The sequence below is a fragment of the Pseudomonas paraglycinae genome (genome assembly GCF_021601625.1).
Taxonomy (GTDB): Bacteria; Pseudomonadota; Gammaproteobacteria; order Pseudomonadales; family Pseudomonadaceae; genus Aquipseudomonas; species Aquipseudomonas paraglycinae.
In genome coordinates this window covers 249,234-270,640 of sequence record NZ_BQHR01000007.1, presented here as the reverse complement: position 1 = coordinate 270,640, position 21,407 = coordinate 249,234, and the positions used below count along the sequence as shown (strand labels likewise).

At 58.8% G+C, this 21,407-nt stretch carries 10 protein-coding genes; 5 read left to right on the top strand and 5 right to left on the bottom strand.

Annotated elements, in window-relative coordinates; translation table 11 throughout:
- The first annotated feature begins 182 nt into the window (after positions 1-182).
- Positions 183-1,064, top strand: a complete 882-nt coding sequence (locus tag L6D82_RS13065) for a carboxylate/amino acid/amine transporter (protein ID WP_085611579.1) — start codon at positions 183-185, stop codon at positions 1,062-1,064.
- Here the strand turns inward: L6D82_RS13065 and L6D82_RS13060 are convergent.
- On the bottom strand, positions 1,009-1,914 hold the full coding sequence (locus tag L6D82_RS13060) for a LysR family transcriptional regulator (RefSeq protein WP_085605645.1): 906 nt from the start codon (positions 1,912-1,914) through the stop codon (positions 1,009-1,011). The genes L6D82_RS13065 and L6D82_RS13060 overlap by 56 nt on opposite strands.
- Before the next feature lie 169 nt (positions 1,915-2,083).
- Here L6D82_RS13060 and L6D82_RS13055 point away from each other — a divergent pair, with 169 nt between their 5' ends.
- Positions 2,084-2,725, top strand: a complete 642-nt coding sequence (locus L6D82_RS13055) for a hydrolase (RefSeq protein WP_007956548.1) — start codon at positions 2,084-2,086, stop codon at positions 2,723-2,725.
- Positions 2,726-2,789: 64 nt separating this feature from the next.
- Here the strand turns inward: L6D82_RS13055 and L6D82_RS13050 are convergent, their stop codons facing one another.
- Positions 2,790-4,088, bottom strand: a complete 1,299-nt coding sequence (locus L6D82_RS13050) for a mechanosensitive ion channel family protein (protein WP_085747182.1) — start codon at positions 4,086-4,088, stop codon at positions 2,790-2,792.
- Between the two features lie 191 nt (positions 4,089-4,279).
- Here L6D82_RS13050 and L6D82_RS13045 point away from each other — a divergent pair, with 191 nt between their 5' ends.
- Positions 4,280-5,620: a DEAD/DEAH box helicase gene (locus L6D82_RS13045; RefSeq protein WP_236189448.1), complete on the top strand. Its 1,341-nt coding sequence runs from the start codon at positions 4,280-4,282 to the stop codon at positions 5,618-5,620.
- A gap of 63 nt (positions 5,621-5,683) precedes the next feature.
- Here the strand turns inward: L6D82_RS13045 and L6D82_RS13040 are convergent, their stop codons facing one another.
- From L6D82_RS13040 to L6D82_RS13030, 3 genes are all read right to left on the bottom strand, one after another.
- Entirely contained in the window at positions 5,684-6,283 is a 600-nt protein-coding gene (locus L6D82_RS13040) for a hypothetical protein (protein ID WP_236189437.1), read from the bottom strand.
- 12 nt (positions 6,284-6,295) lie between these two features.
- Positions 6,296-6,880 (bottom strand): papain-like cysteine protease family protein, encoded by a 585-nt coding sequence (locus L6D82_RS13035; RefSeq protein WP_236189436.1) that lies wholly within the window; start codon positions 6,878-6,880, stop codon positions 6,296-6,298.
- Between the two features lie 248 nt (positions 6,881-7,128).
- Positions 7,129-7,404, bottom strand: a complete 276-nt coding sequence (locus tag L6D82_RS13030) for a hypothetical protein (RefSeq protein ID WP_007956561.1) — start codon at positions 7,402-7,404, stop codon at positions 7,129-7,131.
- 443 nt (positions 7,405-7,847) lie between these two features.
- On the opposite strand from L6D82_RS13030, the gene L6D82_RS13025 reads away from it, so the two are divergent.
- Positions 7,848-21,011 carry a hemagglutinin repeat-containing protein gene (locus L6D82_RS13025; RefSeq protein WP_236189434.1) on the top strand — a complete coding sequence of 4,388 codons (13,164 nt, stop codon included), beginning with the start codon at positions 7,848-7,850 and terminating at the stop codon, positions 21,009-21,011.
- Complete coding sequence (locus L6D82_RS13020; RefSeq protein WP_236189416.1) at positions 21,008-21,400, top strand: hypothetical protein; 393 nt, start codon at positions 21,008-21,010, stop codon at positions 21,398-21,400. The genes L6D82_RS13025 and L6D82_RS13020 overlap by 4 nt, the downstream gene beginning before the upstream one ends.
- Positions 21,401-21,407 lie beyond the last annotated feature (7 nt).

Below are 21,407 nucleotides of genomic sequence, written 5' to 3'. Positions count from 1 at the left end.
TCTAGTGACCTGGCGCAACCCCTTCAAGGCTCTACGCGCATCGAACCTCCCTTTGCACTTGTTGCTCCTGAGTGCTGTAGCCCGATTGAACGCTTTAGCGAGATCGGGCTTTTTTTTGCCCGGGATTTAGCGATGGCCGGCAAAAAACGCTATCGTCGCCGCCATTCGAAATCGAGGCGAGCATGGGCTATCTACTTTTTGTCACGCTGATCCAGGCGTTTTCCTTCAGTCTGATCGGCGAATACCTGGCCGGTCATGTCGACAGCTACTTCGCGGTGCTGGTGCGGGTGGTGCTGGCCGGGCTGGTGTTCATCCCGCTGACCCGCTGGCGTTCGGTGGAGCCGGCGTTCATGCGCGGCATGTTGCTGATCGGCGCGTTGCAGTTCGGCGTGACCTACGTCTGCCTGTATCTGAGCTTCCGCGTGCTGACGGTGCCGGAAGTGCTGCTGTTCACCATCCTCACGCCATTGCATGTGACGCTGATCGAAGACGCGCTCAACCGACGCTTCAACCCGTGGGCGCTGATCGCGGCACTGGTGGCGGTCGCCGGCGCGGCGGTGATTCGCTACGACCGGATCAACCCGGACTTCTTCATGGGCTTTTTGCTGCTGCAACTGGCCAACTTCACCTACGCCGCCGGGCAGGTGCTGTACAAACATCTGGTGGCGAAACACCCGAGCGATCTGCCGCACTACCGACGTTTCGGTTTCTTCTACCTCGGCGCACTGGCGGTGGCGCTGCCGGCGTTCCTGCTGTTCGGTAAATCCAACTTCCTGCCCGAAGCACCGCTGCAATGGGGCGTGCTGGTGTTCCTTGGTCTGGTCTCCACCGCACTCGGTTTGTATTGGTGGAACAAGGGCGCGTGCCTGGTCAACGGCGGCACCCTGGCGGTGATGAACAACCTGCACGTGCCGGTTGGGTTGCTGCTGAACCTGCTGATCTGGAATCAGCATGAAGAACTCGGGCGGTTGTTCCTCGGTGGCAGCGTGATTCTGGCGGCGGTGTGGATCAGCCGGTTGGGGATTCGCAAGCCGGCGCCAGTTGCCCCACCAGAAACTCGATAAACGCCCGGGTCTTCTGCGGCACCCGCCGCGCTGACGAATACACCGCGTTGATGGTGATTGCCGGGGCTTGCCATTCGCACAACACCGGCACCAGTCGCCCGGCCGCCAGTGCTTCTTCGACGATGAAGTCCGGCAGCAGCGCAATGCCCATGCCGGCCTCGGCCGCTTGCGCCAGCAAGTCGCCGTTGTTGGCGTGCAGCGGCCCGGTCACGTTGACCCGCTGCGTTTCTTTGCCGTTGCACAGTTGCAGGCTGACCCCGCTCTGCAGATAGCCGTAGTTCAAGCATTGATGTGAGCGCAGATCCTGCGGGGTCTGCGGCGTGCCCGCACGCTCGAGGTAAGCGGGGGAGGCGACCATGATTCGCGGAGCAGGCGCCAGTTGCCGGGCGATCATGGTCGAGTCGGGCAGGCTGGCGATGCGGATGGTCACGTCGAAGCCGCCGCGCACCGGATCGACCTGCTGGTCGCTGAGCACCAGTTGCAGCTCGATGTTCGGGTGCTGCTCGTGGAACAGCGGAATCAGCTTGCCCAAGCGCCGCAGGCCGAACGACATCGGCGCGTTGACCCGCAACACCCCGCGCAATTCGCCAACCCCGTCCCGAGCTCGCTGCTCGGCCTCGTCCAGCGCCGCAATCACTTCCCGCGCCGCTTCGAAATACTCCGCTCCGGCCTCGGTCAGGTGCAGGCTGCGGGTGGTGCGTTGCAGCAGTTGCACACCGATGGCTTCTTCCAGCGCCTGAATCTGTTTGCTGACTTTCGAGCGGGGCACGTCCATGGCCCGGGCGGCGGCCGCGAAGCCGTTCTCGCCGACCGTCACCACGAAGGCGCGCATGCATTCGATGCGATCCATGATTGTCCCTGTTTTAGAATCAATGATTCTCGATTTTAGGGAATTGTCCCTTTATCTACCAGCCCCTAAAGTGACATCCAAGCCGAGACAACAACGCCGCAGACGGCCAGCCACTCGACTCACCCATTACCTGATCGAAACTCTGAATCGACATCAAAAGGAACGCGCCATGTCTATCCGTGAACTGCTGAACCCAACCAACTCCGCCCTGATCCTGATCGACCACCAGCCGCAAATGGCTTTCGGCGTACAGTCGATCGACCGCCAGACCCTGAAGAACAACACCGTCGGCTTGGCCAAGGCTGCCAAGATCTTCAACGTGCCGACCATCTACACCTCGGTCGAAACCGAAAGCTTCAGCGGCTACATCTGGCCGGAGCTGCTGGCGGTACACCCTGAGCAGAAGCCGATCGAACGCACCTCGATGAACTCCTGGGAAGACAAGGCGCTGGTTGACGCAGTGAAGGCCACCGGGCGCAAGAAGCTGATCATCGCCGCGCTGTGGACCGAGGTCTGCCTGACCTTCCCGGCCCTGGAAGCCCTGGCGGAAGGCTACGAGGTGTACATCGTCACCGACGCGTCCGGCGGCACGACTAAAGAAGCCCACGACATGTCGGTACAGCGGATGATTCAGGCCGGCGCAGTACCGGTGACCTGGCAGCAAGTGCTGCTCGAATACCAGCGTGACTGGGCGCACAAAGACACGTATCAGGCGGTAATGGACCTGGTGCTGGAACACAGCGGCGCGTACGGCATGGGCGTCGATTACGCCTACACCATGGTGCACAAGGCACCGCAGCGGCAGGCCTGATAAATCGGCAGGACAAAAAAAGACGCAACTGGGTTGCGTCTTTTTTGTTGCGTTCAAGAAAGCCCTACATCAGATGTTTTTCAGCTTCTGGAATATGGCTCGCGCCAAGGACTGCCGGCAATATCCCGGAACGCAAATCTCCACCGCTCGGTTGCTGATACAGGCTCAGCCCGAACTCCGGCAGCACCGCCAGCAGGTAATCGAAAATATCCCCCTGGATCCGCTCGTAATCGGCCCACACCGTGGTGGTGGTAAAGCAGTAGATTTCCAGCGGAATGCCCTGGGCCGTGGTCTGCATCTGGCGGACCATGCAGGTCATGTTCGGCTGGATCTCCGGGTGACTTTTCAGATAGGCCAGCGCGTAAGCGCGGAAGGTGCCGATGTTGGTCATGCGCCGGCGGTTGGCCGACATCGCCGCGACGTTGCCCTGCGCCTCATTCCAGGCTTTGAGCTCGGCTTTCTTGCGGCCCATGTAGGCGGTCAGCAGGTGCACCTGGGAGAGTTTTTCTTCTTCATCGTCGCGGATGAACCGCACACCGCTGGCGTCGATGAACAGGCTGCGCTTGATCCGCCGTCCGCCGGACTGCTGCATGCCGCGCCAGTTTCTGAACGACTCGGACATCAGGCGCCAGGTCGGGATCGAGACGATGGTCTTGTCGAAGTTCTGCACCTTGACCGTGTGCAGGGTGATGTCGACCACGTCGCCATCGGCGCCGACCTGCGGCATTTCGATCCAGTCGCCGACCCGCAGCATGTCGTTGCTGGTCAGCTGTACGCTGGCGACGAACGACAGCAGGGTGTCCTTGTAGACCAACAGGATCACCGCCGACATCGCACCCAGACCGGACAGCAGCAACAGCGGCGAACGGTCGATCAGGGTGGCGACGATGATGATCGCGCCGAACACGTACAGAACCATTTTTGCCAGTTGCACATAACCCTTGATCGAGCGGGTGCGGGCGTGTTCGGTGCGGGCGTAGATGTCCAGCAGTGCATTGAGCAGGGCGCTGACCGACAGCAGCAGGAAAAGAATGGTGAACGCCAGCGCGACGTTGCCGAGGAACACCATGGCGGTCTTGCTCAGTTCCGGCACCAGATGCAGGCCGAACTGGATCACCAGCGACGGCGTCATCTGCGCCAGGCGCTGAAACACCTTGTTATGCCGAAAGTCATTGATCCAGTGCAGCGCGGGCTGGCGGCCGAGCATGCGACTGGCATGCAGGATCAGGTAGCGCGCCACTCGTCCGAGGACCAGCGCGATCACCAGCAGCAGGAGCAAAGCCAGGCCGGCGTGCAGGAGCGGGTGCTGTTCGAGGGTACCCCAGAGGTCTTGGGCGTTGAGCCAGAGCTGTTTGAAATCCATGAGCGAGACGATTCTTCTGTAAGACGCGACGGGCGATTAGAGCATTTAAGACGCTGTGTATTACCGTTGGAGACAAATCGAGCAACAAAAAAGCCACTGATTACGGCGTATTTCATAAAGAAACTCGGCCTGAGCGCTCGAAACCGGTAACCTATGCAGCTGATTTTTTGCATATCTTCGAGGTAGCACCCGTGTTTTCCCAATTCGCCCTGCACGAACGCCTGCTCAAAGCCGTGGCCGAGCTGAAATTTGTCGAGCCAACGCCTGTGCAAGCCGCGGCCATTCCGCTGGCGCTTCAGGGGCGTGACCTGCGGGTGACGGCGCAAACCGGTAGCGGCAAGACCGCCGCTTTCGTCCTGCCGATCCTCAACCGCCTGATCGGCCCGGCCAAGATTCGCGTCAGCATCAAGACCCTGATCCTGCTGCCGACCCGCGAGCTGGCCCAGCAGACCCTGAAGGAAGTCGAGCGCTTTTCGCAGTTCACTTTCATCAAGTCCGGCCTGATCACCGGCGGTGAAGACTTCAAGGTCCAGGCTGCCATGCTGCGCAAGGTGCCGGACATCCTGATCGGCACCCCGGGCCGGATGATCGAGCAACTGAACGCCGGCAACCTCGACCTCAAAGAAGTCGAAGTGCTGGTGCTCGACGAAGCCGACCGCATGCTCGACATGGGTTTTGCCGAAGACGTGCAGCGTCTGGTCGACGAATGCCCGAACCGTCAGCAGACCATGCTGTTCTCCGCCACCACCGGCGGTTCCGGCCTGCGCGAGATGATCGCCAAGGTGCTGAACAACCCTGAGCACCTGCAGCTCAACGCGGTCAGCCAGCTGAACGACACCACCCGTCAGCAGATCATCACCGCCGACCACAACCAGCACAAAGAACAGCTTGTGAACTGGCTGCTGGCCAACGAGACCTACCAGAAGGCCATCGTCTTCACCAACACCCGGGCCATGGCCGACCGCATCTACGGTCGCCTCGTCGCCCAGGAATACAAGGCGTTCGTGCTGCACGGCGAGAAAGACCAGAAGGATCGCAAGCTGGCGATCGACCGTCTGAAGCAGGGCGGCGTGAAGATCCTGGTGGCTACCGACGTGGCGGCCCGTGGTCTGGACGTTGACGGCCTGGATCTGGTGATCAACTTCGACATGCCACGCAGCGGCGACGAATACGTGCACCGCATCGGTCGTACCGGCCGTGCCGGCAACGACGGTCTGGCGATCTCGCTGATCTGCCACGGCGACTGGAACCTGATGTCGAGCATCGAGCGCTATCTGAAGCAGAGCTTCGAGCGCCGCACCATCAAGGAAGTCAAAGGCACCTACGGCGGACCGAAAAAGGTCAAGGCCTCGGGCAAGGCCGTCGGCGTGAAGAAGAAAAAGACCGACGCCAAGGGCGACAAGAAGAAAACCGCCGCCAAGACCCCGACCAAGCGCAAGAGCGCTAATCGTCCGAAACCAGACTCTCTGGTGAGCAGCGATGGCATGGCTCCGCTCAAGCGCCGCAAGCCGGAAGCGCCGGCGGCTGAGTAAGTCGTTTCAGGCAGGCAAAGAAAAACCCGGACATGGTCCGGGTTTTTTTATCGCCAGGGTTTATCAACTGCCCAGCAGGCCAGTGGTGTCGGCATCAAAGCGCCGCTTGGCCTGATCGGCTATCGGTTTGAGCTGCGCGAGCAGGGCTGCCTCGCTGTACAGCCCGGGCAGCGCCGACTCCTTGGGCGTCGGCTCGATCGGGATCAGCACATCTTCACCCGCCGCGTGCAGCCAGATCGCTACAACGTGCAGCGCCGAAACGAACAACACTCGCAGCTCAACGGTTCTGCCCTGCAACTGTGGCGATTGCTCGGCCAGTTTCAGCGCATCGACCGTAGCGGCCGCCAGGTTGCCGTGGTTCAACGAGGCGAACTCGACGTGACCGCGGACTTCGGCCAATTGCGCATCGGCAATCGACACACCGTCGGCAAACACCAGGTAATGCCAGTCACCGAGCCGGGCGTCTTTCAGGCCTTTGCCATCGCTCAGATCTTCCAGGCTGAGCGAGTAGCCGCGATAGGCCTCGCTCAGGCTGATTTTCGCAGGCGCCGCACTGGCGAACTGGCGATTGATGCCAAAGCCCTGGGTTTGCAGCGCGGCTTGCAGCACCGGACGCAAGGTCTGTACGCCGTTGGAAGGCGCCTTTGGATAAGTCAGTTGCATGATGTCGCCCTCCTAGTTTTTCGCCGTGAAGTAAGTGTGAGTCCAGTTGCCGCCACCGTTGTAGGAGCCGGGGAACGCGTTCAGTGCGCGGGTCGAATAGCCGTAGATCGAATCCGCGACCAGCACGTAATTGCCGTTGGTGCCGTAGATCGCCAGAAAGTGCGCACCGCCACCGTACCAGGCACAGCGCAGGCCGATCGGGCGGCCCATGTTGATCTGGTTCTGGATGGCCGACATTTGCAGCGAGCCCGAATTCATGCCGTTGAAACTGCGGGTGATCTTCAGCGCAACTTCGAGATAGCCGTACACGTTGCACGGCCCCGGTTGATTGCAGCAGTTGCGGTCCAGCGCGGCGCTGGCAACGGCGCATTGGGTCCAGGAACCGGTGCCGTAATAATTGCCGACCGAGGCGGAAGCGGCGGCCCAGCACCAGTTGGTCTGGGTCTGTTGCTGCATGGTGAAGTTCAGGCTGGCAGCAGCCAGGGCGCGTTGTTGAACAGCCGCTTCGACCTCGACCAGTTGCGGGTCGAGCAGATGGCCGATCAGACATTCGGGCAGGGTGTTGCCAGTGAATGCCGTTGTTTCAGTGGTTAACATTTTTCAATCCTCCATGAATGAAAACAAACGTTCCGCGTTTGCGGGATAACGCTATTGCCGAGTGATCGGTGTTCAAGGGTTGCCATCTCCGATGGCCGGTTCCGATCAGGCTCGGGGTAACCCTAGGTCTGAATATGCATTTGTGCAAATAACAAAATGCACTAATGCAAATCTCCGGACAGAAGAATGCAGGCTTTTGTATCGATCCAGCCTGATCGATGCAAAGCCTGCCGTTGCCTGAGCCGGTGTTATCCCTCGGTTTTTTTCTCCGCCGAACCCAGCTCTTTCAAGCGCTGATCGATCAACTGGCATTTGTCCGGCAGATCGGCGGAGGCAGTGCCCAGATCCATTTTCTGCAACTCGGCGTTGATCTCCTTGGCCTTGGTCGGGTTTTGCTCAGTGAGCTTCGCGACTTCCTTGGCCAGTTGCTCGCGTTTGGCGGTGGCTTCTTCCGGCGTACAGGCCCAGACGGGCAGAGCGCAGGCGAGCGTGGCGGCGAGGGTGAGCTTGAGCAGAGTTTTCATGGGGGCAGGCCTCAGTTCCGGTTAAGGCGGGTTAACCGGTTGAGGGCTGTGCCCGGTGAAAAGTTCAGAGGTTTGCTGCGAAAACAGCCTCAAATCGTCTGACTAACGAGTCGCCATTTACGCCAAAAAATCATCATCGTCGCGCAAAGCTTCGTTCTAGAGCGGTTGTCGAAAATGCTGCGTCACGGCTTATTGACGCCAGAATGATGGCAATCTACCATCGCGCCATCACGTTGATATCAGCGTGCGGTTTCGAGGGATCGAACAGACTTTTCGCAGGCCATCTTGCGAACGTTTAGCATCGTTTTGGACGTTCTGACCAACGCGCGCATTTATCCCCATCGTTTTTCTTCCACTCTTCCGGCATGGCTGTTTCCTGCCGGACAGGGATTGCTTTGCCTGTCGTTTTTCCCGATCCCTTGCCGTTGCAATGAGAATTAAACATGGACGTTCGCCAATACGCCTTTCTCGCTCGCCAGTCTCCTGCTGCCGTGAAAACCCGTGAGTCGTTCCTGGGCATGCCCAAGCGCGGGCTGGCATTTCTTTTGGCGAACGTCATGTTCTGGCAACCGATGTGGGCACAGGCCGACGGCATTGTGGTGGCCAATCCGAACACTTCGCTGGATCACGCCGGCAACGGTGTGCCGATCATCAACATTGCCACGCCCAATGGCAGCGGGCTGTCGCACAACCAGTTCCACGATTACAACGTCGGGGCGCAGGGCGTCATCCTCAACAACGGCTCGAGCCAGACGTCTGCCACGCAACTGGGCGGCCATGTCATCGGCAACCCGAACCTGAAGAACAGCGGTTCGGCGCAGGCGATTCTCAACGAAGTCATCAGCGGCAATCCGAGTCAGTTGCGTGGTTACACAGAAGTGGCGGGGCAATCGGCGCGGGTCATCGTCGCCAACCCGTATGGCATTACCTGTAACGGTTGCGGGTTCATCAACTCGCCGCGCGTGACGCTGACCACCGGCAAACCGGTACTCGACAACGGTCGTCTGGATCGCTTTCAGGTTGATCAGGGTTCTGTGGCCATCGAAGGTTCAGGTCTTAATGCGACCAACGTCGATCGCTTTGAAATCATCACCCGCAGCGCAAAGATCAACGCCGAGATCCAGACACAGAACCTGACGATTGTGGCCGGGCGCAACGACGTCAACGCACAGACCTTGAATGCCACGGCGCGTGCCGATGATGGCAGCGGCAAACCGCAACTGGCCATCGACTCATCGGCGCTGGGCGGCATGTACGCCGGGGCGATCAAACTGGTCGGCACAGAAGCCGGGGTCGGGGTGAAACTCGACGGAAAACTGATCGCCAGCGGCGGTGATATCCAGCTCGACGCCAACGGTCAATTGAGTCTGGCCGACACCTCGGCAACCGGTGCAGTCAACGTCAAAGCCGCCAGCCTCGACGCACGCGGGCCGGTCTACGCCGGCACCGCACTGGGTGTGCAGACCCAGGGCAGCGTGACCAACCGGCAGACCCTTGCCGCTCGCGACAGCATCAACCTCAGTGCCGGTGGCCAGTTGACCAACGCCGGCGCCATCGAGTCGGGCGTTAATGCCGACGGCAGCCGCAACGCCAGCGGTGATCTGAACCTGACTGCGCAGAACCTCGACAACAGCGGCAAAAGTCTCACCGCCAGCCGCAACCTGACGGTCAACACCGCACAGACGCTGAACAACCAGGGCGGCACACTCAGCGGGCAAACTACTGCGATCACGGCGGGAACGCTGGATAACCGTAACGCCGGCAAGGTGCAGGGCAATGGCGCATTGAGCCTCAATGCCAGTCAGGTACTGAACAACAAAGGCGTGATCAACAGCAGCGCCAGCCTCACCGCCAATATCGGCCAGCTCATCAACGCTGACGGCGAACTCACCAGCCAGACCGACACCGTACTGACCGTCACCTCGCTGGATAACGTTGCGGGTCTGATGATGGCCGGGCGTTTGCTGGACATCAGTGCACTCGGCGCAATCAACAACCGTGGCGGCAGGATCGGTGCAAAACAGACTCTGACGGTAAAAACGCAACAACTCGACAACAGCCAACAGGGTCAGTTGACCAGTGAAGGCACGCTGAGCACCCGCATCAGCGATCAATTGAACAACCGGAACAAGGGCTTGATACAGGCCAACGGCGCGATGGACGTGCAGGCCACGCGCCTGGACAACCGCGCGGGCAAGATTTCCAGCCTCAATACCCTGACCATCAGCAGTACCCAGACCGACAATCGTGGCGGGACAATTCGCGCCGATCAGGCAACGACACTGCTGATCAGTGAACTGGACAACCGCGACAAGGGGCGCCTCGAAAGTAAAGCCGCGCTGACCTTCGAAGGCAACACGCTGGATAACAGCAATGGCGGCCTGCTCACGTCGAGCGGGTTGTTGAGCCTCAAGGCCAAAACGGTGACCAACGATGCCGGGCGCATTTCCGGCAAGGGCGATATCGACGCCAATATCGAGAACCTCAACCAGCAGGGTGGCGAACTGGTTGCCGAAGGCAATCTGCTGCTGACCGGCAAGACGCTGAGCAATCGCCAGGACAGTCTCGTCGGCTCGCTCAAGACCCTGACCGTCAACGTCGAGCAGATCGACAACCGCAGCGGCTCGCTCTCCAGCCAGCAAGACCTGCACATCAACGGCACACGCCTGGACAACAGCGAGGGCGGCAAAGTGCTGTCCGACACCACGTTGGGCCTGAAAGTCGCGCAGATCATCAACGCCACCAACGGCCTGATTTTCAGCAAAGGCGCGAGCACCCTCAGCGGTATCGGCCTGAGCAACGTTGGCGGGCGCATCGTCAGCCAGAACACGCTGGTGCTGACCTTCGACGACATTATGGACAACCAGGGCGGCCTGATCAGCAGCGAGGGGCAGATGTCCCTCACGGCCGGCAGCCTCGATAACCGTTTGGGCAAACTGTCGAGCCTCGAAGCGATGGCGTTGACCAGCGTCGGTGCGGTGGCGAACCAGGGCGGTCTCATCGCCTCGCAAAAGGGCCTGATCTTTAATAGCGCCAGCCTCGATAACAGCGACAACGGGATCATCAGCGCCAAGGCCGATTCGACCCTGACCACCGGGGAATTCAAAAACCGTCAGGGCGGCAGTCTCGCCACCGACGGCACGCTGTTACTCACGGCTGCGCACCTGGACAACTCCGGCGGCACCATCGGCAGCCAGAACAAGCTGCAAGCTTCGCTCACTTCGCTGGAGCAGGACGGCGGCGAGTTGTTCAGCAACGCCGACCTGACCCTGGACATGAACAACGGCCTGCTCGACAACCAGCGCGGCTATCTTCATACGCCGGGTCAGCTGCTGCTCAAAAACCTCAAGGACGTGAATAACAGCGGGGGAGAAATCTCCGCTGCCAAAGCCTGGAACCTGACCGCCCAAAGCCTGAACAACGATGGCGGCAAACTGCTCAGCAATGAAAAAATCACCTTGCTCATCGATCGTGCCCTGAGCAACGTCAAAGGCCTCATCGCCTCCGCCGGCCTCGAGTCGCGCAGCGCCAGTCTGGACAACACGAAGGGTGAAATTCTGAGCCGGGGCGATGTCGACCTCGCGGTGACTGACCTGTTCGACAACCAGGGTGGTGTGGTCATCGCCGATAACGGCATGACCGTAGTCGCTGCAAAACTGGATAACCGTCAGGAGGGGCTGGTAGGCGCGACAAAAGCGCTGAAACTCACCATCGACCATATCGACAACCGTAGCGGTGAACTGTCGAGCAAGGCCGAAGTGAGTCTGATCGGCGCGTGGCTCGATAACAGCGACAGTGGCTACATGCTCGCGGGGGGCAATCTGGCGCTGACCGTCAACGAAGTCATCAACCGCAACAAAGGCCTGCTGTCTGGCGATACAGGCCTGACGCTGACCGGCAAGACGCTGGAAAACAGCGGACGTGTCACCAGCCAGAAAGATCTCGCGATCAGCCTCTCTGCGGATCTGAACAACGAGCAAGGTAGTGTCGTCAGTGAAGGTACTCTGGCGATCGCTGCGCAAAGTCTCGACAACAATGCCGGCACCGTCTCCAGCGCCAAGGCGCTCACCGTCGACACCCGTGACGCTGTTAGCAACCAGGGCGGAAAACTGCTGACTGACAGCAATCTGATCCTCAACAGCAGCGCATTCGATAATCAGCAAAACGGTGTGATCAGCAGCAAGGCAAAACTGGAAATCAATACCGGCGCCCTCAACAACAGCCAGGCAAGCATCTACGCTGACGACCAGGTGGAAATCACTGCCGGTCAGGTCACCAACACCGGTGGCAGTCTGGGTGCTGGCAAGACGCTGATCGCCAATTTCCGAGGACTTGATCAACAGGGTGGCAAGTTGTTCAGCGGCGCAGACGTGAGTGTCGATCTGAACGGTGGTTCGCTGAATAATCAGGGCGGCGTCATCAACGCACCGAACCGGTTACAGCTGAAAAATCTCGCCGATCTGAACAATCGGGGCGGCGAGATCTCCAGCGATCAGGCCTTTGAGCTGGTTGCTCATTCGTTGGACAACAGCACTGGACAACTGCTGAGCAACCAGAAACTGACGCTGAAAATCGACAACGCGCTGACGTCGGTCAAAGGCAAGATCGCGGCGGCAGCCTTACAGATTCGGGCGGCGAGTCTGGATAACAGCGGCGAAGGGGAACTGCTCAGCGACAGCAATATCGACGTCACTGTCGATGGCTTGCTGAACAACCAGGGCAAGGGCAGCATTCGCGCCGCGCAGCAGCTGAACCTCAACAGCACCGGTCTGAATAATCAGGGCGGCACGCTTGTCGGCGTCTCGGGCCTCGCGATTGATCTGGGCGCCACCGCGCAGGATCTGAACAACCAGGACGGTCTGATCAGCAGCAAAGGGCTGTTGAGTTTTGCCCATCTGCGTGATCTCAATAACCAGAGCGGCGTGATCAACAGCAAAGGCGTGCTGAGCATCGCCACCTTGCTTGACCTGAACAACCAGCAGGGCGAGATCTCCAGCGTCAACAGCTTCAGCCTCGCCGGCAACAGTCTGGATAACCGTGGCGGCAACCTGATCAGCAACGATCAACTGACCGTGACGGCGGCTGAACTGAAGAATCAGGCCGGTCTGGTGTCTGGCTGGAAGGGCGTGAGCGTCAGCGGCGGCGCTGTCGACAACAGCCAGGAAGGCGCGATTTCCAGCCGGTTCGCAGACGTGAGCATCGATCTCAGTGGCGCCTTGCTCAACCACAGCAAGGGGGGCGTGGGTGGTGCCGGCGATGTGAGCATCAAGGCATCAAATCTGGATAACAGCGGCGGCACCGTCAGCAGTGGCGGCAAGCAGATCCTGACCGTGGCCGGCGGCACGATCAGCAACACCTCGGGCGGATTGATCAAAAGTGACGGCACCCTTGATCTCCGCTCGTCCAGCCTGAACAACACTTCCGGCAACGTCAGCGCGAAAAAAGCCCTCACCTTCACCGGCGGCCAATTGAACAATACCAGCGGTAGTCTGGTCGGTGACGACAGAGTCACCCTTGACCTGCTCGGCGCCCTGACCAACGTCAACGGCGCGCTTGGCAGCAGCGGGCCGATGGTGATCAAGCGCTCAGCGAGCGTCGACAACCGCGGCGGCCAGTTGATCAGCCAGAGCCTGCTCGACCTGCTGACCCACGGTGATCTGAACAACAGCGCGGGCGGCACGATTTCGGCCAACGGCCAACTCGACCTCAAGGCCGACGGCACCCTGTACAACAACGCCGACGGCCTGATCTCCAGCCGCGATGCCGCCGTCAACCTGACCGCCGCCGCGCTGAACAATGGCAAAGGCGCGGTGCAGAGTTTCACTGCGATGACCGTGAACACCGGTACCGGGGCCATCGACAACCAGGGCGGTAAACTCATCGCTCAGACCGGCGATCTGAACATCACCGCTGCCAGTCTCGACAACCGGGGCGGGATGCTGTCCAGTCTCAAGGGCCTGCTGCAAACCCGTCTGACCGGCGTGTTGCGCAACGGCCAGGGCGGCAAGATCGAAGGCAGCCGCCTCGACCTGCGTGCACTGGGCGGCATCTATAGCGATGGCGGCCGTATCGCCGCCAATACCGGGGACATCCTGCTCGACGCTGGCGCCAATGCGCTCGACAACAGCGGTGGCGGGATCTATGCCAAAGGCTTGGTAAAGGTCAGCACCGGCTCGATGAACAACAATGGCGGGCAGGTCAGCGGCGGGGTCATCGATCTCGGTGCGGGCACTGGGTTGAGCAACCGTGGTGGCCTGATCGAAAGCGCCAGCACCTTGGCTGTGCGTGCCACCAACCTCGACAACCAGAGCGGCAAACTGCGCGCCCTGGGCACCAGCGGCAAGACCGACTTCCAGATCGGCAGCCTGTTCGACAACCGCAACGGCCTGGTGGAAACCGCCAACACCGATTTCACCCTGGCCGCACCAAGCTTCCTCAATGCCGGCGGTTCGGTGACACATGTCGGGTTGGGCGAGTTCGGTATCTCCACGGCTAACGTGATGAACGCCGGCGGCTCGCTGGTGACTCGTGGCGGCTTGACCCTCAACGCCGACAGTTGGACCAACAGCAGCGTGATCCAGGCCGGGCGCTTGACGGTCAATGTCGGCAATTTCGTGCAGACCTCGAGCGGTCAGTTGCTCGCTTCGAACCAGTTGGTGGCGCGCGGCGGTAACTGGAGCAACGACGGGTTGATCGCCAGTGATGGCAGCATGGATTTCCAGATCGGTGGTGCTTACGGCGGCAATGGTCGGGTCAGCAGCCTGGGGGATATGACCTTCACAGCGGCGCAACTGGGCTTGACCAGCGCTGCGAGTATCGGCGGTAGTGGCTTGACCACCGTTAACGTCGGCGGCCTGCTGAACAACGCCGGCGGACGTCTGACATCCAGCTATGCGATGACGATCAATGCCGGCGGCGTCAGCAATACCGGTACGTTGGGCGCTGCGCAGGATCTGACGATCACAACGGCCAGCCTCACCAATAATCGCGGTCTGATCTTCAGCGGCGGCAACATGAACCTGCTGGTGAATGAGTTCACCAACCAGACCGGTGACGTCTACAGCATTGGTAACCTGACGATTGGCGGGCAATACGGCGGACGCGCGAACAGCGTCAACAACCTTGCAGCCTCGATCAATGTCGATGGTGACTTCTCGCTGTCGGCCAATAGCTTCAATAACAAGACTGAAGGGGTGATTGGCGAAGAGAAGTTTATCTCCGGGGATATCACCCTGGACTGGGGAACCAATACTTTTTACGTAAATGAACGCTATGACTCGCAATCTTCCATCAGTGGGCCTCAGGCATCGGTATCGGTATCGGGAAACATAAACGCCAACGTTGGAGCGTTCTCCAATATTGCTTCTTCGATCTCTTCCGGGAAAAACATCACGCTGGATGTTGATTCATTCGACAATCGTGGATTGCAGTCAGGCAGCTTTACTCGTTCACGAACCTATAAGCTCTCCTACATCCCCGACCAGCTCGTTGGCAATTTCAGCGGTCAGGTGAACGACTATGCGCGAAGAAACTCGCAGTACGTTTACCGATACATGAAAACGGTGCACGAGCCTGACAAGGGCGGTTCTCGCGATGAACTGATCGATCTGGGGAAACAAAAAACCACGACCGTAAACAGTAACTTTGGCGTCGGGCCGGAAGTTGCCGTTCCCGGCGCGATATTAGCCGGCCAGCTCAAAGACGACAGCAGGATCTTCACCAACGGCGGCGGTAGTGTTTCCTCTATCGTCCAGGCCGGGCAAGCCGTGTGGATCAACGCTAAAACCACGATCAGCAACGGCAACCTCAACCCGTACACCCATTTCGACGGCACGGTAAAAGGCACGGCAGACACCGGGGTGAAAAACTCGGCGAAACCCACCGTGGTTTTCTTGAATCCGCAATTGCCTCCGGATCTTGCGCAACAACAAGTCAATCCGTTGGCACTGCCGGGATTCACCTTGCCAACCGGTGATAACGGTTTGTTCCGTCTCAGTGGCAAGGGGGGCAGTGAGCCGACTCTGGTGGCGGGCCAGTCCTGGACGATTGGCTCCGTCACCGCCGCCACATCGGGCCATGCGGGCGGTATGCCGGTCAGAAAGGCCAGCGATTACCAGTTCGACCAGAATGACCCTGTGTCGTTAAAAAATCGCGACCTTGCGTTGGCCGCCCGGCTTTCGCTCGATCTCAACGACAAGGCCGTGCAGGTCTATGTCGGCGCTGTCGCCGGTGACGGGCCGGTGGGTGTAATGCTGCCCAATCGTGGCAACGCTTCCTTCAATGTTCCGCGTGTTCAGGGCCTGCCCGATACCAGCGTGCGCTCTAACCCGCACAAATATCTGATCGAGACCAATCCGGCGCTGACCGATCTCAAGCAGTTCATGAGTTCCGATTACTTGCTGGCCAAACTTGGCTATGACCCCGACAACAGCGCCAAGCGCCTGGGCGATGGCCTGTTTGAACAACGCCTGGTGCAGCAAGCCGTGGTGGCCCGGACCGGCCAGCGCTTTATCGACGGCCAGACGTCTGATGAAGCGATGTTCAAGTACCTGATGAACAACGCCGTCACCAGCAAGAACGAGCTCAACCTGTCGATGGGCGTGACGCTGACGGCCCAGCAAGTGGCGGCGCTGACCCACGACATCGTCTGGCTCGAAGAACACGAAGTGAACGGTGAGAAAGTGCTGGTGCCGGTGCTGTATCTGGCCCAGGCGAATAACCGACTGGCGCCGAACGGCGCATTGATTCAGGGCGGCGACGTGACCCTGATCGCCGGTACCGACCTGAACAACGCGGGTACGCTGCGTGCCTCGAACGACTTGTGGGCAGAGGCCGAAAACAACCTCACCAACAGCGGATTGATCGAAGCCGGGGATCGCCTGAGGCTCAAGGCCGGTAACGACATCATCAATAAGTCCGGCGGCATTATTTCCGGCAAGGACGTCAGCCTGACCACCACCCGTGGCGATGTGATCAATCAGCGTGATGTGTATAGCTACGACACCAACTACGGCGGCACGCTGCAGCATCGCGACGTGCTCAACAACGCTGCACGGATCGAAGCGGCCAATGATCTGAAGATCAACGCCGGGCGCGATATCAGCAATACCGGCGGTGTGTTGAAAAGCGGTGGGGACATGACGCTTGATGCCGAGCGTGATGTGAGCATCACTTCGGTACAGGAGCGTTACACGGATTCGCGTGGCAGCAAATTCCTCAATCAGACCATTACTCAGCATGGCGCTGAAGTGACGTCAGGGCGGGATCTTTCGATCAGTGCCGATCATGATGTGGCAGTCGTGGCCAGTCGCCTGGATGCCAAACGGGATCTCAGCCTGAGCGCCGGCAATGATGTCCTCGTGACCTCTGCTGCGAATGAAAGCGAATTCGTGTCGCGTAGCAAGCGCACCCAGGTTGAATCCCTGAATGTGTCCCAGCAGTCGAGCGTGATCAACTCCGGTCGTGACATCGCTGTCAGTGCAGGCAAGGATTTGAACCTGATAGCCAGCCGCATCAGCGCCAGCAACGAGGCGTACTTGTTCGCCGGTGATGACGTGAATATCGCAACGGCAGAAGATGTCGATTACGACTACTACTCGAAAACCAAAAAAGGCTCGTTCGGCAAGAAAAAGTCGACGATGAGTGAAAGCGAGACGGTCTTGTCCGTCAGCTCGACCGTCGAAGCGGGTTCCAAGCTGGTGGTGTCGGCGGGGCAGGACATCAATCTGACCGGCGCCAAGCTCAACAGCGATGGAACGCTGCTCGCTACCGCAGGTCGCGATATCAACCTGCTCGCTGCTGAGGACACCTACAGCCAAGCCAATGCGTCATCGAAAAAAGGCTGGACCAAAAGCAAGTCCAGCAGCAGTGAAGTGACGCAGACACGCCTGAACAGCACTGAACTCAGTGCAAAAGATATCGAGCTTAAATCGGATAACGACATTACGTTGCAAGCGGCTGCCCTGCGTGCGGAAAACGAGGTGAAGCTGACTGCGGCCAATGATGTTCTGATTGGTGCTGCTCAAGAGACGCAAACCTCCAGCCAGTCGAAGAGCTCCGGCAAGACAGGGTTTTCGCTGTCGGGCGAGCTTTCGTCGACCCAGAAATCCCAGCATGCCCAACAGTCGTCCACGCAGAATATCGGCAGCGACATCAGTGCCGGCAGTATTCAGATCAAGAGTGGCCGCGATTCGGTTGTCGAGGGCAGTACGCTCGTGGCCGACAAGAATATCGGCATCGATGCCGGGCGAAATCTGGAAATAACCAGCGCCGAAAACACCCAGTCCTCAAGCTCGAAATCCGGCAGTACGAAATCCGGACAAATCGGCTCCTGGTGGCAGCCCGCTACCGGGGTTGTGAAGACGAAGGAAACCGATCAGAGCAATTCGACCCGTCAGTCGGGCAGTCAGATCGCCTCCCTGGGCGGAAATATTTCCCTGACTGCCGGGGACCATTACACCCAGAGCGCGAGCCAACTGGTTACGCCTGAGGGTGACATCGATATAAAAGCCAAACACGTCGATATCGAGGCGGGATTCGATACGCTCAATACGAATAAGACAGCCAGTACAAACCGCACGGCTATCGGTGGGACGGTCAGCATTCCACTGGTTGATGCCCTTCGTGGCATTCAGCAAATGGGTGAGGCGGCGCAGAAAACCAGCGATGACCGGATGGTGGCGCTGGCAGCGGTGAACGCCGCCATGAGTGCCAATCAGGCACTTGATGCCGGCCAGGCGATGATGCAGAACCCGGTAGGCGGCGTTAAGGTCAGCGTCAATCTGAGCAACAGCCAGAGCCAGATGAACAGCAGCCAGAGTGGCCGCAATGTCGTCGCCAGCGATGTTGTCGCCGGTGGCAACGTCAACATTGTTGCTACGGGAGCCGGTGCTGACAGTGACATCAATGTGGTGGGAAGCCGGATCGAAGGCGGCGGCGATGTCAGCCTCAAGGCCGACGGCGAAATCAATCTGTTGTCCGCGCAAAATACCGCTCATCAACAAAGCGCCAACAGCAACAGTGGCTGGAGCGCAGGCATCGGTTTCGGTTTCGGCGAAAGCAACGGCATCACCTTCGAGCTCGCTGCCAACAAGGGACGTGGCAGCAGCGATGGTGATGATGTCACCCATACCAACACCTCAATAAAGTCGGGTCAGACGCTCAGCCTGCAGAGCAGTGGTGACACCAACATCAAAGGGGCTGTGGCCACCGGTGAAGCGGTCAAGGTCAAGGTCGGTGGTGATCTCAATGTCGAGAGTCAGCAGGACACCAGTACCTATACGTCCAGACAGCTGAGTGCAAACGTCGGGTTGAGTATCTGCGTTCCGCCATTCTGCTACGGCACCAGTAGCGTCAGTGGCGGGATTGCTGCGCAGCACATGCAAAGCGAGTACGCCAGTGTGTCCGAGCAATCGGGCATCAAGGCTGGCGACGGGGGCTTTCAGGTCGAGGTCAAGGGCAATACCGATCTGGTCGGGGCGGTAATCGCCAGCACCGACAAAGCGGTCGCCGATGGCAAAAACACCTTGAGCACGGGCACGCTGACCACCTCCGACATCAAGAACAAGGCCGAGTACGACGCAAGCAGCATCAATCTCAGTGGTGGTTATGGCTTCAATGTGAAAGAAGGCGGCAACGCCAGTGGCACGCCGGCCCGGGGCGGCCCGGTCGTAACCTCCAAGGAAGGTGCGAACGCCAATACACCGATCGTCCTGTTTGCCAGCGGTGATTCGAGCAGCACCACTCACAGCGGGATCAGCGGTGCCGCCGTAACCATCACTAACAGTGGCAAACAACAGGAGCTGACCGGAAAAACCGCTGAGCAAACAATCGCAGCGATCAACACTGATGTGTCCAGCGATCGTGACGGCAGCAACAAGCTCAAACCGATTTTCGACGCCCAGGAAATTGGTGTGGATTTCGAAATCGTCGGCAAGTTTGTGCAGAACGTTTCGCAGTTCATCGAAAGTCGTGCAAAGGAAGCCGACGCCAAGAAGCTACAAGCTGATAAAGAGCTGGCTGCTGCGCATGATCCGAAGTTGTCGGACGCCGACAAGGCGATCCACCGGGCCAACTATTTCCAACTCACTCAGCAGATTCAGGACATCAACAAGAACTGGGGGCCTGGAGGTACTTATCGGCAGATCACGACTGCGTTGGTTGCGGGTGTCAGTGGAGGTGTGACAGGGAGCAGTGCGCAGTTCGCCCAGAACATGGTCGTTAACTATGTTCAGCAACAGGGATCGGATTACATCGGGCGGTTGGTTGTAAAAGGACTAAAAGAAGGTAGCCCGGTACACGCCGGCCTGCATGCGATTCTCGGCTGTGCCGGTGCGGCTGCCAGCAATCAGAGCTGTTCGGCGGGGGCGCTGGGTGGAGCAGCAGCCAGTGTTCTGACAGCACTGTTTGCAGATCCGGATCCGACTGAAACGGCAGCAGACCGTGAAACCAAACGTAACCTCATCACCAGCCTGGTTACCGCCATTGCTGCAGCGGGTAACCCCAACGGTGCAGCCACTGCCAACAATGCGGCTGTTGCGAACGTCGATAACAACTGGCTGGCGACGCAGCAATATATCCAGGCCAAAAAGGAACTGGATGAAGAGCCTAATCTGCTCAAGAAAATGGCGATTATCCAGAAGTGGGGGCTTACCTCGGTACGTCAGGATCTGCTGACAACGACTGGCGTCATGAAAGGTTTCACGGACGGTATGGCCGGAGCAGGCCTGGGGACCCTGGATAGCGCCGTCATGCTCTTGCGCGATCCGCTGGAAAGCTGGCAAGCGGTCAAGGATTTTGCAGCTTCCGATGAAGCGCAGGCGCTTTTAGGTAAAGCAGTGGCTGCTGCCTTCAAGTCCCAGATAGATCAAATCGGCCAGGCCGTCGTTGAGGGCGGCGATGCCAACGCAGAAAACCTTGGCAGGCAAATGGGTCAGGCAGTGGCCCTGGTTGTACAACTGTTGGCCGGCGGCGGGAGCAGTTCGGCAAATAGCGCCCTGACTCTGTCGCGGATGGGCATTGACGTTACGGTTGAGACTGTCAAAAAAATCAGCGCATCGTTTGATCTGGACCTTATCAAGAATCAAATCAACAAGCTGCAGGGGGTTGTGCGGGATTCGGATGTACCGGTGATCGACTCCAAGCCTCCATCAACGGGCGGGTTGACCGACAGTGAGGCAGGTGTTTCGACGTTACCCAAAATAGGTTCTCTGTCAGGAGACCCCGAACTTCCGCCACGGAATGCCTCGGCAGATATGGTTCGCTCTATCAAGAGGCAGAACGAGGCTGCCAAGGCTCTTGCTAATGCAGGGTTTGATGTGGAGCAGCTTCCTAATGTTAAGAAAAATGCGGCAAATCCGGATCTTAAAATCAACGGAGAGATAGCGGATGTGGCTTCGCCTCATACCGGAAGCACATATTCTGTATCGCAAACGATCAAGGATAAAGTTTTGAAGCAGGCGCAAACAATCGTTTTGAATCTTGCAGATTCGCCGCTAGGTTTTGACGACATTGAAAAGAACATTGCAGAATATCCAGTGCCGAATTTAAAGAAGCTTTACTTATTGAAAGATGGCCAGTTCCGAGTGATTGAGGTACGCAAGCCATGAGCATAATGATGGTGTTCGAGTTTGAGGGGCATCCTCCCGTCGAGAAAATAAAGAATGTGCTCGCAACGATGGGGGCCTCGCTTGAACTCGAGAGTTCCGGCTTTTCCGGGAGTTTTTCAGAGTCGAATGCTTTTTTCGTATACAGCGATTATCCGTGTCTGGAAGGTATCGCTACGGATCAAGCGGATCCTTTGGGTTGGATGATAGGCGCGAGACTGGTAGTGCATTGCCCGATAAGTACGCTGGAGGAAAGTGCACATGAGCTGGATCGTTTTATGGCCGAGGTTACAGCAGCCATGGAAACGCGTTTCCTGTTTTCCTTTCAGTATGAGTCGATATATGCCGTCAGGGATCATGAGCTTGTGATTTTCAAGAAGATGATCGAGTAAGTCCAAG